The organism is Muricauda sp. SCSIO 64092, from assembly GCF_023016285.1.
Taxonomy (GTDB): domain Bacteria; phylum Bacteroidota; class Bacteroidia; order Flavobacteriales; family Flavobacteriaceae; genus Croceivirga.
On sequence record NZ_CP095413.1, the window covers coordinates 4,352,351 to 4,368,735 of the forward strand.

Below are 16,385 nucleotides of genomic sequence, written 5' to 3' on the forward strand. Positions count from 1 at the left end.
GGCTGTTATTTGCCCATGACACTAGGGTGGCAATCCCAGAAGGCATCCAAAAGAAACTGGACGTATAAAATTTCATTGTAATGGAAATTTCAATTAGCGAAATAATAGCGTTAACTATTAAAAATAGAATAGGTACCGTTTTCAATGGGTCAGCAGTTCTAAGCAGGGGAATAGTTTTCGTTCTTCTGTCGTTGTCCTTAATATCGTGTGGTTCCAGAGTATCGGATTCTAAAAATGACAAAGTAGGCAAAGTTGACTCCAACGAAGTCTCCGCATCATTGTTCAATGGAAAAAATCTGGATGGTTGGTATACCTATCTCAGAGCCCCCGAGCCAACTTCCGAAGTAAAGGGCTTAAAAAAGGAAGGAAATAAATACGTTGAACCCCTTGGGCTTAACAAAGATCCGCTCAATGTCTTCAGCGTGGTACAGGAGGAAGGCGAACCTGCAATCCGAATTAGTGGAGAAGTTCTTGGTGTTCTGATTACCGAAAAAGAATTCGAAAATTTTCACTTGAGTCTGGAATTTAAATGGGGAGAAGAAAAATACCCTCCCAGAAAGGACAAAAAACGGGATAGTGGTGTCATGTACTACTCTATCGGCAAAGAAGGGGCCAAAGCTGGTGCCTGGATGCGTTCCATGGAGATGCAGGTGCAAGAAGGGGACACCGGTGATATGTGGTGTATTGATTCCACATCCACTCGGGTCAGGACCGTTAAGGTAGCGATCGATAGCGCGCAACACTTTCGGTATGATCCCAAAGCCACATTTAACATCGTAAACATGCGAGGCGAGCGATATTGCCAAAAATCCGGGGATTTTGAAAAAGAATATGGCGAATGGAACCGACTGGATATCTATGCCTATGAAAGGGAAAGTATACACGTAGTGAATGGGCAAAAGAACATGCATCTTACTGACATTGGCCAAATTATCAATGGAGAAATCGAACCGTTGACCAAAGGAAAGATTCAACTACAGTCTGAAGGAGCAGAAATTTTCTATCGCGATATTACAATTCAACCCATACAATCCTTACCACATATAGAATGAAAATAAAGGAACCAACTATTTTTCGAACATACGTAAAAACAACGCTACTGGTTTGTACCATAGTACTGCAAGCCGGTTGCCAACATCAAAAGGATAAGACTACAGAAAAGACGGACTATACCCAAATGGTTTATCCATTATTGGATACGGAGAACTCAAGATGGTTTTTCTTTTCCTCGGCGTGCAGGCCCTTTGGGATGGTGAACCTTAGCCCCGATACGGAAGTGGATGGTGCCTGGGGAAGCGGTTATCGTTATAAGGTGGATACCATTAGGGGGTTTAGTCACATCCACGCCTGGCAGCTTTCAGGACTGTCCGTGATGCCCCTGGCCTTGGATAAACTTTCCGAGAAGGACGTTTCCGACAACTATTCTTCTTCTTTTGATCATGATAAGGAAAGCGTATCTCCCGGTCATCACCAATTACACCTGGATCGATATGATATTGGTGTAGAACTGACCAGTACCAAAAGGGTAGGTTTTCACAAGTACATTTTTGAGACAAAAGAACCTGCCATTCTATTCAATTTAAATGGTCAACTAGGGCCATCAGAGATTATCGATGGTACCATAAGGCAGGTGGCACCCCATGTGCTTGAAGGGGAGCTGGTCAATGCGCCTACGTTTAGGCGGCCCAAGCCCACATCTGTTTTTTTTAGGATTGAGTTGGATACGGATATTGAGGATTTTTCATTTTCCGATAACCATGGAAAATGCCTTTTGAAGTTACCGTCCAGCTCACATGATGTGAAGATGAAAGTGGCCATTTCCTACACTTCAACTGAAAATGCCAAATTCAATCTTGATCATGAACTTCCCCATTGGAATTTTGAAAAGGTGGTTCAAGAATCAAAAGAAGAGTGGAATTCCTATCTAAGCAGGATAAAAGTGGAAGGTGGCACCCATGGGCAACAGCGAAGGTTCTACACCGATCTTTGGCATGCATTGCAGGGGAGAAGGATCATCAATGATGCCAATGGCTACTACCCGGACAACACAGGGAAACACTTTCAAATAAAGCGACTTCCCATTTCCGAAGAAGGCCTGCCATTGTTCAACCATTACAATTCGGATTCGTTCTGGGGTGCCCAATGGACCATCAATACCCTATGGCAGTTGGTTTATCCAGAAGTTGCTGAGGAGTTTGTGAATTCCCTGTTGCAATACTATCGTGATGGTGGATTGGTTCCCAGAGGGCCTTCGGGTGGAAATTATACCTATGTGATGACCGGTGCCAGCAGTACGCCTTTCATCGTTGGAGCCTATCAAAAAGGGATTCGGGGATTTGATGCTGAGGAGGCCTATGGGGCCCTCAAAAAGAATCATATGCCCGGCGGTATCATGATGCGGGCCGGATACGAGCATCAATCGGAGATCGGTGGAGGTTTGGAGGACTACATTGCGCAGGGATTCGTACCCTATCCGACCCTTGGGGGAAATCGAAGAAATGGACTTCATCAAAATGGGGCTAGCCTTACCTTGGAATATGCCTATCAGGATTGGTGCTTGGCGCAATTCGCAAAAGCCTTGGGAAAAACAGAGGACGAAGCATATTTTATGGAGAGGTCTGAAAACTACGGAAACGTGTTTGATACTGAAACCAACTGGATGCGACCTAAAGATAAGAATGGAAAGTGGCGTGAACCGTATGATCCTTATGAACTGAATGCAGGTTTTATTGAAGCGAATGGCGCACAGGGGACCTGGTTTGTACCTCATGACCTATCGGGCTTGGCCAACTTAATGGGAGGAAAAGGGGCTGCTGTGGCAAAATTAAACCAACAGTTTGAAGAAGCTTCGAAGTTAGGGTTTACCTCGGGAACCTCACATTCGCAGGAACTGCACCCTGAGTATTCGAGAATACCTATTAATTATGGCAACCAACCTTCCATTCAAACGGCCTTTGTTTTCCATCATCTGGGTAGACCCGATTTGACCCAATATTGGGCACGTGAAGTTGTAAAAAACGTTTACGAAGGATTGTCCACCAGCAGGGGATACAATGGTGATGAGGACCAAGGACTAATGGGTGCATTGGCTGTGCTTATGAAAATGGGGTTGTTCCAGATGACCGGGGGTAATGAGGCAAATGCCGTTTATCAGGTCTCCAGCCCCACTTTTGACCGTATTGAAATTGAATTGAACGAGGATTACCATAAAGGGCAAAAGTTCGTCATAGAAACAAAAAACAATAGCGAAGAAAACAGGTACATCAGGGCAGCAACCTTGAACGGCCAAGAATTACCCATCCTAAATTTAACCCATACGCAGGTAGTGAGCGGTGGTCAACTAAATCTGGAAATGTACGGCGGTACAGCTTCTGATACTCCAGAAAAGACCCGCTCCGGACAGGGGAAAAAATAAAGCGGAAATTATTGTTTGATTGGTCTTCGACAAAAGTGTTTATCTTAAATTACATATGAAACTTCTGAATTTTCTTTGGCATCTATTTTTTATTGTAATTATCCTTTGTACTGGTATTTCTTGCCAGGATATACAACAGAAGAAAGTTAATCGGAGTGGTAAAGAACTGGCCAAGCAATATTGCGTCAGTTGCCATATGTTACCCGAACCCAGTGAGCTAAACAAGGAAATCTGGGACGAAAAGATCCTGCCTAAGATGGGTTATATGCTGGGATTGAGAGGACTATCTCCAGAGGAATACAACTCGTTCCATGACGACCCCAGAGGTAAGATAGAACAGAAAAATTCCCCTTACTTAATAGCCAAGGAACCTTTGCTAAGTAAGGAAGAGTACCAGAAGATCAAGGATTATTATTTGGATAATGCTCCTGAAGAATTGGCATTTGAAAATCCGTTTCAAGATCTCCCTGTTACCGATCTTTTTATGCCAAAGGAGATTTCTCTCGGCGTACCTTACCCTTCTACTACCATAGCCTCTTTTTTGTCTCCAGGGAAATTGATTGTGGGTGATTTTATGTCAGGCCAGCTCATGCAATTGAACGATCAATTTGAGATTACCGTTCGCCTCCAGGTTAAAGAAGCTGTGCTACAATTTCAAGAAGTGGGCAATTCTTACTGGGCGACTGTTTTTGGAGAGTTTTTTCAAGGGACGGATGCCCCCACAGGGTTAATGATTCGCTACCCAAAGGATTCATCCAAACCTGCCGAAATCCCTATCGATAGTCTAAAAAGACCTTGCCATGCAGATTTCGTTGACCTTGATGCAGATGGTCAAGACGACATTGTTATTTCTGAATTTGGTAAGTATACCGGGGGACTCTCGTGGTGGAAAAATGTAAATGGGGCGTATACCGAAAATAAGATATTGGACCTCCCAGGTGCCATTAGAACCCACATAATGGATTGGGATAACGATGGCGACCCTGACATCGTTTCCTTGTTCGCTCAGGCAAAAGAGGCTATATACCTTTTCTTGAATGATGGTGAAGGTAAGTTCAAAACCCTTATACTTAAACAATTTCCAGCTACCTATGGTTCCACACACATGATGGTGGTAGATTACAATGGAGACGGTCTAATGGATATCATTTATAGCCATGGCGACAATGGGGACTATACCCCGCTTCACAAGCCATATCACGGTATACGAATCTTTATCAATAAAGGTAATAATGAACTCAAGGAAGAAAAATTTATTCCAGTACCAGGGATTTATAAAACAATTCTTTTGGACGTTGACGAAGATGGCGATAAAGACTTTTTGACAATTTCGTTTTTTCCGTCAGCGAATCAACCGAGCTTTGTTTATCTGGAAAACCAAGGAGCCAAGGACTACAAGCCCTATCGTTTAGATGCCAGGTTCGCAAGCCGATGGATTGCAATGGACCATATGGATTTTGATGGGGATGGAGATCAAGATTTGGTTCTTGGAGGCTTTCACTGGGAGGAAGGGAATTATCCTGAAAAAATAGGTGTTATTTACTTGGAAAACCTGACCAACTAGCCCATAAATTGATTTTGAGTATGGTCATAAATAGCAATCAAAGGAAACTGGATAAATCGACAAAGACCCTAAAAATGAAACAATTGCCGTTTCTGTTTCTGGCAGCCTTGCTGTTGAATTTAAATGTTACATACCAATCATCTTCTATGACAACCAAACCACAAAAAATAAAAGTTGTGGGTCATGCACATATAGATCCGGTATATTGTTGGCAATAGGACGAAATTGAAAGGCGTGGGCTAAACAAAACTTTTTTTAGTCAGTTTTTAAAATAACCAAAGTATAAATGATGAATAAAGCGGAAAGAAAATCAATATTTAAGGGCCTGGTATGGGTTGTCATCACCTTTATGCCCTGCCTCTATGTTTATGGTCAGCAAGACGCCAAGGTATTACCCAATGTAATTATTATCTATACCGATGACCAAGGAACAATGGATGCCAATTGTTATGGTTCAACGGATCTGTATACGCCACACATGGATCATTTGGCACATACTGGTGTAAGGTTCACGCAGTTTTATGCAGCGGCACCTATTTGTTCTCCTTCCCGGGCGGCTCTGCTCACGGGCAAAACACCATTGGCAGCAGGTTTGCCCGGAAATTCCCCCTCTCAAAAAGGGAAGCGAGGTCTACCGACAGAGCAGGTGACCATTGCAGAAAAACTAAAGGAAAGCGGATATGCTACGGGCCATATTGGGAAATGGCACCTTGGCTATACCGAGGAGACTATGCCCAATGCACAAGGGTTTGACTATTCCTTTGGCCATATGGGCGGATGCATTGACAATTATTCGCATTTCTTTTATTGGAATGGGCCCAATCGGCACGATTTGTGGGAAAACAATGAAGAGATTTGGATGGATGGCGAATACTTTCAGGATGTCATTAGCAATAAGGCGCTCCGTTTTATTGAGGAAAACAAGGACGTTCCCTTTTTTCTCTATTATGCCATTAATCTTCCCCATTACCCACTACAGGGAACCGATAAATGGAGGGAATACTACAAAGACTTGGATAGCCCCAGAGATAAGTACGCAGCCAGTGTTTCAACAGTCGATGAGCGAATTGGAATACTGCTTAAAAAGTTGGATGAACTAAAACTACGCAATAATACCATCATTATTTTCCAATCAGATCATGGACATTCTGTGGAAGAAAGGACGTTTGGAGGTGGAGGAAGTGCAGGCCTGTACAGAGGGGCCAAGTTTTCGATGTTTGAAGGCGGTATTCGCGTTCCTGCAATCATAAGTTGGCCAAAGACCATTCCCCAGCATGAGGTCAGAGATCAAATGGCCATAAACGTAGATTGGTTTCCTACCATTCTCGATATGTGCGATATCGAATACCCAAGTGAAGATTTTGAAGGGAAAAGCTTGTGTAAGGTAATATATGATAATGAGCCCTCAAGGCACAACGTATTTTGGTGGTCGGGGGGCAAAAAAAGTTGGGCCGTGAGAAAGGGCAATTGGAAGTTGCTCAAAAATCCAAGGGATCCGGTCAATCCAGAGTCCATTCAACCAAGTGATTCCCTTTTTTTGTCAAATGTAAAGGATGACCCTGGGGAAAAGACAAATTTTGCCAAACAGTATCCCGAAAAAGTGAGCGAATTGGTTTTGGCATATGAAAAATGGAGAAAGCAGTATTGAAACACCCTTTTTAATGGCAAATAGATAAGGTGAAATAGTAAGGAATAAGGCAAAAACCAAGCGGTAAAGACAAACGTATTGTGATGGACATGGATGCCGGAGTGACCAAATAGTTGAACAACGTACAACCACCACTGCTTTTGGTAATTTGGACCATAACTAGCTCAATGTTGTTGTAGATTTATGAAAAACGAAATTCCAAATGAAGGTAATTGTAATTGTCGGAAGTTCTAGAAATGATGGGGATACTGCAGCCTTAACGGACGAGTTGATCGAACAATCCAGTTGGGATATGATCAACTTGAACGATTATGACTTTGGTTATTATGACTACGAACACAAAAATAGAAATGATGACTATTTAGGTTTAATGGGGGAAATCATAGAAAAATATGATACCTTGGTTTTTGCGACACCGGTGTATTGGTACGCCATGAGCGGCATACTAAAAGTGTTTTTTGACAGAATAACGGATGTATTGACCATTGAAAAAGAGCTTGGGCGAAAATTACGTGGAAAAAGAATGGCCGTGATCAGCTGTTCCATTGGAAACAACCTGGGGGACTATTTTTGGCTTCCATTTTCAGAGACGGCAAAATATCTGGGAATGGAGTATCTTGGAAACGTGCACACTAGAACAGGGGAACCAAACGAATTGAGAATAGCCGAGTTTATCGAACTTGTTGAAAAATAGCAAATGTCGTACAACAGTGCCCGTCACAACCCTATACACTTCCTCTGGAGGAAATAAGAACCACTCAAAAATGGAAAGAAGTATAAATCTCTCAAATAGGCTGGAAGAAGTCCTGCTCAGTGGACATTGGATCGCCAATACGAATTACAAAACCCTAATAGAAAGTGTGACATGGGAACAAGCCACCCAAAAAATTGGAACCTTGAACACCATAGTCGCCCTAACCTACCACGTCCACTATTATCTGGCCGGACTTTTGAATGTTTACCAAGGGGGTGAACTTGAGATTCGGGATAAGTATAGTTTTGATTTTTCACCCATAACATCTGAAATTGAATGGAAAAATATGATCCAGGAATTTGTGGCCACTTCCAAAGCCTTTATAGAAGCAGTTGCCCAAATGCCGGACGCAAAATTGGACGAACCATTTGTAGAGGAAAAATATGGGAATTATTTGCGAAATATTGAGGGTACCATTGAGCATTGCTACTATCATCTTGGACAAGTTTCATTGATTAGGAAAATGGTATTGGAGAATACTCCCTGAGAAGACAGAATCCTTAGTGGCGAGTGCCACGCTTTTCAATTTATTGCCCTTGATACTGGTTTCCCTTCATTACTGTTAAAAAGGGTGTTACTTTGCCATGGCGATGGTCCTTAAATCCTTTGGCATTTTCTCTATGGCATATCTTAGAGCGGTACGGGGCATTACCGACTTGTTTTTGATTACAAAATCGAATACTTCCTTTTGGTGCGATTGGCTGGCGACTTTTAGCATCCAGCCATATCCCTTTTGGACCAAATCGTCCTTATCCAAGAGAAGAATAGTGGCAATCTCCAGAACATCCCCCAGAAACTTACCCTTTCTGGCAGGTACGATCAAACTCACGGCAGCGGCACGGCGCATCCACCTGTTCCGGGATTTCGCAAAGTCCCTGAGCTTTTCTACATAATCGGGGTACCTTTCCAGGAACCCTCCCATGGTATGGTTGCAAAACGTATCACAAGAGGCCCAGTTAGTGATATATTCGTTGATCCAGTGTTGGAATATTGAAAAGTCTTCGGGTTCATATGCATCGCAGAGGTATTGGGACCAATTGCAGGCAATAATCGATTCTTCAAGGTATCCGGACCTCCACAAATCCTCACATAAATCATATATTTCGGATTTCGACCTGGAATCGATCATCTTGAAAAAGGTCTTGCCTATTTTCCTTACGTTGGCAGTCCGAACCCCATGGTATTTCAGCTTTTCCTTTGAAAATTTCTGACCGGTAGCCAGCGCATGTTCATCAATATTGCTTTTCAGCGCATCTCGAACTTTATCCAAAACATCTTCCATGTGAAGCCCATTTCGTTAGCTAGTGTCAAACGGCCAAATACAGGGTGCATGCTAAAAATCCGTGGAATGCAGAATTAGGGTTAACACCTCAATGATGGTCAATAACCACATCCAAATTGGCATTTACGTTAAAAGTAAACAATTAAAGTGTTGATCAAGGAAAAAGAAAAGTCCCCAAAAAAATGGTGTTGATGACACCTGTACCATGGCACTGGACGTATTCCTCAAAACAGATGATTTATAAAAATGCCATAATTCCGTTCCGATTGTCTTTCGGGGCCATAACTATCAATATTGAGCCCTACACCAAAACTTGTCCTTTTTAATGAAATTCCCGCCCTTAAATAAAGTAGGCTCCTTTCATGGGCCCCATCATCCAAATTCTGATTGTATATGCCCTGGAACCTGGAATATAGCCTTAAACCTTTTGATAGCTTGGGCTTATATTCCACAATACCGACCGTCTCAAAATTGATGGTGGGCGCCAGTTGCAGATTGGGACTGAACAAGAACAACCATTTAGGGTTGGCAGAAAAGAATTGAAAACCGGTAAATGGGACTGCTCCTTTGGAATAATGAAATTGTAACCCTGCCGTGGCGTACCATTTTTGTGAAAGATTATAGGTAAGGGAGTTGGAGATTACGATCTCATTATTGGACCTTGCGTTTTCATAGGGGACCAATGCCGAGACAACCCCGAAGTATCCTAATTTGGTACCTTTCTCGAAGGGGAGGTTCAAAATGCCCAGGAAGTATATTTCTTCATTACCGAACATTACCTCAATAGGTATTGGAGGCCTGTTCGTTTTGGGAGCCTCCTGTTCTTTAGCTTGCATCACAAAGAGAAAAAATAGGGGAAAAGTAAATCGCAACGTCTGTAAATATTGAATTTTTATACGTGTAATAACCATAACATCCCTGTTTTTTGGGGTAGTGGTCCCAAATAAAACTAAAAGCGGTCGTTTTAATTAGTGTCAAACTCTACCAAATCGCTGGGTTTGTATCCAATGCGGTGGGCGCGGGCCACAAGTATCTTGTTATCCTTACTTTCAAGGGGCGAAGTGTATATGTCCCAGGAATCCTTTGGTTCCTCATTTGGGGAGAGCCATTGATAACCAATGGCTGCACCGGGTGTTGGGGATTCAAGCTGGAACAGGTTGCCCTTTTTGATAAAACCGGGAGCGGCAGTTTGGGGTTGGTCCCAGTAATCCCCTACTTTTTCCAGATAGTCCGTTTCAGGTACCAGACCTTGATCTTTGGTGTCCTGTATCCATCCGTCAAGTGCGCCCCGAAGTTCTTGAAGTTTATCGGTATGGGAAGCGTCATTGATTAAATTTTGAAGTTCATCGGGGTCGCTCCACGTATCAAACAGCTCTTCGCGGTCCTTTTCCGGTCTGAACCATTGCCGTTGCTGTACATTCAGACTATCCTTTTGGTGCAATCGCAATAGTTCCTGCATGATGTCCATGTTTTCCCTGAATTTTATGGGAAGGTAATAGGGCCGATCGGGCAGCAGGTTTCGGACGTATTTGTACCGTGTGTCCCTAACCGCCCTTATTCGATCATGTTGGCGGTCAAAACGGTCCGCCGCAGCATAAATGTACGTTCTGGGTTCGGTATTCCGATGTGATCCCATCCAAGCCATACCATCGGTGTATTCCGGCTTGGGAAGGCCGACCAATGACAGTAGTGTGGGCTTAAAATCCACGAAACTTATGAGTTGATGGTCACTCTGGCCTGCGAATTGCCCGTTTGGAAATCGAATTAACATAGGGACCTTTATTCCCGAATCATAGATAGTACGTTTTGACCTCGGAAGCGGCCCGCCATGATCGGTATACCAGAAAACAATGGTTTTTTCCAGAAGACCTTCATCCTCCAGTTCTTTTAAGAGTACACCTACTTGATGGTCCATTTCCTTGATGTTGGAATACATTCTGCGAACGTCTTTTTTGGCAAGAGGCGTTTTTGGCCAATACGGTTCCATGGGAACGTCCAGGCCATTGTCCACCCAAAGGGAGTCCTTGGCTTTGGTCCAGATTTTGGACTCATGGGTCACCATTAGGTTGAAGATGGCGAAGAAGGGCTGGTCTTTGGGACGGTTTTTCCAATGGGCTTTGTCACTGCTTTCATCCCATGCGGTCAACTCACACCTAAATTGATAGTCCTCTTTGCGATTGTTGGTACAATAATAACCTGCACGCCTAAGGTAATCGCTATGCATGTGTACACCTGCAGGTGGTTTGGCCTCATACACCGGACTGTATTTTTGTTGGTGGTCTCGCAATGCCCCATCTTTGACCTTGAAACTGAACCATGGTCCTGTACGCATATGCATGGCCCCTATGCGTGTAGGGTACATGCCCGTGGCAATAGCGGCACGACTGGGAGCACAGACCCCTGCCGGGCTATATACATTGGTATATTTGCCCCCTTCTTTTGCCAACCTACCAAGGTTTGGAGTCGCCACGGTAGTGTCTCCATACATGGGCAGATAGGGACTTAAATCTTCTGCAACGATCCAAACAATGTTGGGCCGTTCCGGAAGCTTCAAACTTGAATAATCGATCGGTGCGGTGGAATTTTGCTGTGCTTCCCCATGAAAGGAGAACAAAAAATACAACAGGGCCATCCCTAATTTAGAGATGTTATTCGGTAGAACGGATTTTACTTCGTTTTGATATCCCATTTTCATTAAAAGCTTCAATCTGAAAGTAATATCCCTGTTCTGTAGTAAGTGCACGTAACTCATAATTGGGCTGCTTATATATTTGGGCCGAAAGATTTAGTTTTTCAGGGTGGATTCCCCAGTAAATGACATAGCCGGTAGCGTTCTTCACGGCATCCCAAGTGACATTCGCGTTTCTTCGATCTTCTTGCCGGGTAACCTCAAAATTTTTAGGACTTCGCGGTACTTTGCCACCTCCCTTGCCAAAAACCCTTAATTCCGATATAGCAAGATACTCATTCGTGCAATACATATGTTCGTACCGGATGTATCTTGCGGTTTCCGGACGTTTCAATTCAATGTAGGCGTGGGGCATATCCCGTTCGTTTTTGGAATGGTCCGCAATGACCTTCCAATTTTTTCCATCCAAGGAAGCTTTGATTCGGAACTGCTGTCTTAAGGTATCGGGCCGACCAAAAACAGTACTCTTATAGTCTTGGAAATTGATTTGGATTGCCCTGACCTCACTTATTTTTTCCAAATCGATTTCCACATAAATGGAATCGTTGTTTGCCTGGGAAACCCAGTACGAACGGATTTCCTCGTCATTGATCCGGTTGATTCCAAAATCCGTAATCTGTTCTTGCATATAGCCTTGGTTACTTTCGTCCACCACGTTTGGGGAACCTTCTACCAGGGGGGAATTGGTCCTAACGGGCTTTTCATAGGAAAGCAACATCCACCCCGTAAAACGGTTTTTATGGTTCTCCACCGTTGTTTCCGGTAAGTAATGCGGATAATCACCGTAGGCCGTGTTTACATACATTTGACCGTTATCGGGTTCAAAACCTGCTGGGTACATTCCCAGTCTACGTTCGAACTTATAATTTACCGAAATGGCCATAGTGGCAAAATGCCAGTAATTTCCATTATTATCTTTTACCGTACTCCCATGGCCAGAGCCTTTTAGGAAGCCCCCCGGTTTATAGGAAATAGGATTGTAGGGAGCGTATTCAAAGGGCCCAAGTGGATTTTTACTGGTGTAAACACCATCTGCACATACGTTCCATTGGGTGCCCGGGGCCCCGTATTCCAAATAATAGATATTGTTGTGCTTCATCATCCATGGACCTTCTATAAAAGGTTTTAAATCCGAACGATGGTCCTGTCCAAAGCGTTCCCATCCATGCTTTTCCGGTTGAAGGTTAAAAAGATCGGTTTGCCCACCTTTGGGAATGTAAAAGTTATCGGAATCCAATTCCACACCCCTTATGGGCCATTTGTTGGAAGATTCTTCGTACAGGTAAACCTTACCATCATCATCAACAAAAAGATTGGGGTCCTGCACACCACCGGGTACATTGATTACCGCAAAATTGGTCTTCCAATCCCCCAATTCGGGGTTGTTGGTTTCAATTACCGCGCCGCGTCCCGAAGGATCTCCCAGAAGTATAATTTTATCATCCTTTACCGCAGCGGCCGGGGCGTTACAGCCATTGAAATACCAGCTCTGTGGTCTTATAAAAGTCCAGTTACCCATATCCTCCGAGCTCCAATACCCATGTGATCGCGTTACGAACATATAGAATTTGCCCTTAAAATTTACTACTGCCGGATCGGCACCGGAGCGATAGGATACATTGTTCCTGGCGCGATAATGTGACATGTACGAGTAATCAATATCCAAGGGATTGCAATACGTACGATACTTTTTTGTGGAATCCCCATTTTGGGAAAACACGCCAAAAGTTGTTAAGAACACCATGAAAAACACCTGGGAAACGGCAAAAGGATTTTTTATCAAAGCAAGGATATTTAGGTTAGGGCCAGTTTCAAGATAGAGAATATGAATTACTTAAAAAGCAGTTCCACTACATTTCAACTACTTCATGCCAAAAGGGTTGAAAAGAAAAGGGCTGAACCCGGATTTTTACGGGAGGTTTGTCATTGCATACAAATCTGATGTAGTAATGATGTATAAATTGCATTGGTCTAGGTAGATATGGGTTATCTTTTCAGTTTTTCAATCCCTAGCTTTGTATATTGAATTAAGGTTAACATAAAGTGTTCAAAACTTAAAGAGCCTTAGTAAGGATGACCCTGCCCAAAAAAATAACGTTCCTATTTGTTCTGTTCCAGGTAATGGTTTCGGCACAAAACCTTCTGCCTCCGGTCTACAACTATTCATTGTTGGATTATAAAGGGGCAGGAGAGAATTGGGATTTGACTACAAATGAACAGGGGGAATTGTTTGTGGCCAACAATAAAGGGATGCTTCACTTTGATGGTGAGGAATGGAATTTGTACAAGTTGCCCAATAACACCATCATTCGTTCCATTCTTTCACATGGTGACCGTATATATACCGGTTCCTATGAAGAGTTTGGGTATTGGAAAAAAAATGGGGATGGTCTTTTTGAGTATCATTCCCTCACCCATCTAATACAAGATCACACATTTACCAGTGAAGAGTTTTGGGAAATACTCCCTATAAAGGGAATGATTGTTTTTCGTTCTTTTTCTTCCATATATATCTATGAAAAGAACCAAATAAGGGTTATTGACCCTCCCCAGGTCATCTCAGATTTCATTGAATATGAAGGAAAACTTCTTGTGGCGGCAGGAAGGGCCGGTCTTTATGAACTGGTAAATGAAGTTTTGAAACCCCTTGACCATCAAAAACCATTAAAAGGTAAAACGTTAACGGACATGGTGGTCGTTGACAGGAAACTGTTGATAGGATCCAAATTGGATGGCTGTTTTGTTTTTGATGGCAATAACATTGAACCTTGGCAAAATACCCTAAATGCTGAACTTAAATCCCATCAACTAAATAAAATAGTAAGCTTGACAAATGGAAAGCTCGCCTTTGGAACCATAAAGAATGGTGTTTACTTAAATGATTCCCAAACCGGAACTTCACAGATTGTAAATAGAAAAACGGGATTGCAAAACAATACCGTCCTTTCCATGCTGCAATATGAAGATCAGCTTTGGTTAGGTCTTGATAACGGTGTTGCACGACTAAGGCTTGATAATTCAATCACCTACTACACGGATTACTCGGGTGCATTGGGCATGGTGTATGATATGGCCCTATACGAGGGGAAAGTCTATTTGGGAAGTAACACGGGGGTCTTCTATTTTGAATCGGATCGCCTAAAATTCGTAAATGGTTCACAAGGTCACGTTTGGGACTTGGAAATCATTGATAATGATTTGGTATGTGGTCACAATACAGGGACGTTCAAGGTTAAGGAAAACACTTTTAAGCGTATGTCCAATTTTGCCGGGGGGTATGAAATTATAAGAATCCCTGAGCAAAAGGATAGGTATATGCAAGGAATTTATACTGGACTTTTAACCTATCACAAAGGATTTGATGGACAATGGGAGGTAACCGAGGTTACTGGAATTGGTTTTCCTGTAAAACAATTGTGTTTTGAAAGCCCTCACGTACTTTGGGTGGCCCATCCCTACAAAGGTTTTTATCGGATCCATCTGAATGAGGATTATTCCAGCGTCTCCAAAATCGATGAATTTAACGGCGATAGCGTTCCAAACAATTACAATGTAAAGATTTACAAAATCAAAAACCAAATTGTGTTTTGTAGTCAAGGAAGTTGGTACAAATACGATACAATTCTTGAGGAAATTGTTCCTTTTGTGGAGTTTGGGCGATTTAAGGATCAGGAGTTATTGAGTTTTGAAGGGGATTATTTTTGGTTTGTGGATGGGGAAGGGAACAAGGATTTGGTCAGAACGGATTTAAAGACGGATAGTTTGGTCATTGGCGACCTGGCCTTACGCAGACGGTTGGTGCCCGAAGCCCAAAGGATGGTAAGAATAAATGATAGCATTTCCTATATAACACTTAGTGATGGTTTTGCAAAGGTCAATGTGGCACAATTAAAACAGCGATTGAACAACTATCAATTGCCCGTCCCAGAATTGACTTTTATCAAGGATAAAGAGCGCTCGTATGTTCCGGATTTGGAACCCCTGCCTTTTTCATTTAAGAAATCGAGAATTTTAACCGTTGGGTTTGCAACACCAAAGTCCATTCAACCCCGTTACCATTACGCATTATCCGGTCCTGAAAACCATAGCGGATATGTTGAGGAAGGTGTGGTGTCGTTTCAAAACCTTGCTTATGGCGATTACGTATTTGAAGTGTCAACAGTTGGCATTGACAACAGGGCATCCGAGGCAAATTCTTTTGAGTTTAAGATTGCCCCTCCCTGGTTTTTGTCCAATTTGAGCGTTACCCTTTATTTAGTATTGGTGTTGATTTGCGTCATTTTGGTTAGAAGATACAACCAGGCAAAGCTCAAAAGGAAGCAAAAGGAACTTGAAGAGCAGATGCAGAAGGAACAGGACAGAAGAATCGCTCAATTGGAAAGGGAAGAGTTGGCGAAGAAAGTGAAACTCAAACAAAATGAACTGGCCAGTACGGCATTGAACATTGCCAGGAAGAATGAAATGATTTTGGAATTGAAGAACATGTTGGTGCTCAACAAGGACAATTTTCCCAATTCCCAACGTTTCCGTTCTTTTATCAGAAAACTGAACAACTCGGTAAAGGACACTGAGGATTGGAAAAGGTTCGAAGTCAGTTTTAAGGAATTGCACGAAGATTTTTTTGAACGTCTTTTGATGGAATATCCGGAGCTTACCCCTAAGGATCTTAAACTCTGTGCCTATCTTAAAATGAATCTATCCACCAAAGAAATAGCTCCCTTAATGGGAATAACCATAAGGGGCGTTGAAATACATAGGTACAGATTGCGAAAAAAACTGGAATTGGAAAGCACCAAAAACCTATCAAATTTCCTAATTACCTTCTCGTAGCCGAAATCCAATACATTCAACTTCAATAATTGCCATTTCAAAGTACATCAACAGTACTTCATTAAGTTAATTTTTTATAAATCCATTTTCCGTTCAACTACTGCAAAGCCCTTACTAACTAGGATTGGGGATTGGAAAAAAGGATGATGTATTTTTTATGTAGGTCACTACAACGATTTCGGAGTAGTGCCTTATTAAATTAG

11 protein-coding genes are annotated in these 16,385 nt (G+C 42.6%); 7 read left to right on the forward strand and 4 right to left on the reverse strand.

Annotation, left to right across the window (positions count from 1 at the left end; genetic code table 11):
* The first annotated feature begins 80 nt into the window (after positions 1-80).
* The 6 genes from L0P88_RS18090 (at position 81) to L0P88_RS18115 (ending at position 7,868) form a co-directional block, all read left to right on the forward strand.
* Positions 81-1,052 carry a DUF1080 domain-containing protein gene (locus tag L0P88_RS18090; protein WP_247131311.1) on the forward strand — a complete coding sequence of 324 codons (972 nt, stop codon included), beginning with the start codon at positions 81-83 and terminating at the stop codon, positions 1,050-1,052.
* Positions 1,049-3,415: a GH92 family glycosyl hydrolase gene (locus L0P88_RS18095; protein ID WP_247131312.1), complete on the forward strand. Its 2,367-nt coding sequence runs from the start codon at positions 1,049-1,051 to the stop codon at positions 3,413-3,415. The genes L0P88_RS18090 and L0P88_RS18095 overlap by 4 nt, the downstream gene beginning before the upstream one ends.
* Before the next feature lie 265 nt (positions 3,416-3,680).
* Complete coding sequence (locus L0P88_RS18100; protein WP_247131313.1) at positions 3,681-4,979, forward strand: FG-GAP repeat domain-containing protein; 1,299 nt, start codon at positions 3,681-3,683, stop codon at positions 4,977-4,979.
* Positions 4,980-5,265: 286 nt separating this feature from the next.
* Positions 5,266-6,627, forward strand: a complete 1,362-nt coding sequence (locus L0P88_RS18105) for a sulfatase-like hydrolase/transferase (protein ID WP_247131314.1) — start codon at positions 5,266-5,268, stop codon at positions 6,625-6,627.
* 202 nt (positions 6,628-6,829) lie between these two features.
* Positions 6,830-7,321, forward strand: coding sequence for a flavodoxin family protein (locus L0P88_RS18110; protein ID WP_247131315.1), 492 nt, complete (start codon positions 6,830-6,832; stop codon positions 7,319-7,321).
* A gap of 70 nt (positions 7,322-7,391) precedes the next feature.
* Positions 7,392-7,868 (forward strand): DinB family protein, encoded by a 477-nt coding sequence (locus tag L0P88_RS18115; protein WP_247131316.1) that lies wholly within the window; start codon positions 7,392-7,394, stop codon positions 7,866-7,868.
* Between the two features lie 87 nt (positions 7,869-7,955).
* On the opposite strand, the gene L0P88_RS18120 is transcribed toward L0P88_RS18115, so the two are convergent.
* The 4 genes from L0P88_RS18120 to L0P88_RS18135 form a co-directional block, all read right to left on the reverse strand.
* Positions 7,956-8,663, reverse strand: a complete 708-nt coding sequence (locus L0P88_RS18120; protein ID WP_247131317.1) for a DNA alkylation repair protein — start codon at positions 8,661-8,663, stop codon at positions 7,956-7,958.
* 224 nt (positions 8,664-8,887) lie between these two features.
* Entirely contained in the window at positions 8,888-9,574 is a 687-nt protein-coding gene (locus L0P88_RS18125; RefSeq protein ID WP_247131318.1) for a hypothetical protein, read from the reverse strand.
* A 53-nt stretch (positions 9,575-9,627) separates the two neighbouring features.
* The gene (locus L0P88_RS18130) at positions 9,628-11,352 is read right to left on the reverse strand and encodes a sulfatase (protein WP_247131319.1); all 1,725 of its coding nucleotides are present in this window, start codon (positions 11,350-11,352) and stop codon (positions 9,628-9,630) included.
* Complete coding sequence (locus tag L0P88_RS18135; protein WP_247131320.1) at positions 11,312-13,135, reverse strand: family 43 glycosylhydrolase; 1,824 nt, start codon at positions 13,133-13,135, stop codon at positions 11,312-11,314. Before L0P88_RS18135 ends, L0P88_RS18130 begins: the two co-directional genes overlap by 41 nt.
* Positions 13,136-13,425: 290 nt before the next feature.
* On the opposite strand from L0P88_RS18135, the gene L0P88_RS18140 reads away from it, so the two are divergent.
* The gene (locus tag L0P88_RS18140) at positions 13,426-16,182 is read left to right on the forward strand and encodes a Two component regulator three Y domain-containing protein (RefSeq protein WP_247131321.1); all 2,757 of its coding nucleotides are present in this window, start codon (positions 13,426-13,428) and stop codon (positions 16,180-16,182) included.
* The last annotated feature ends 203 nt before the right edge of the window (positions 16,183-16,385 follow it).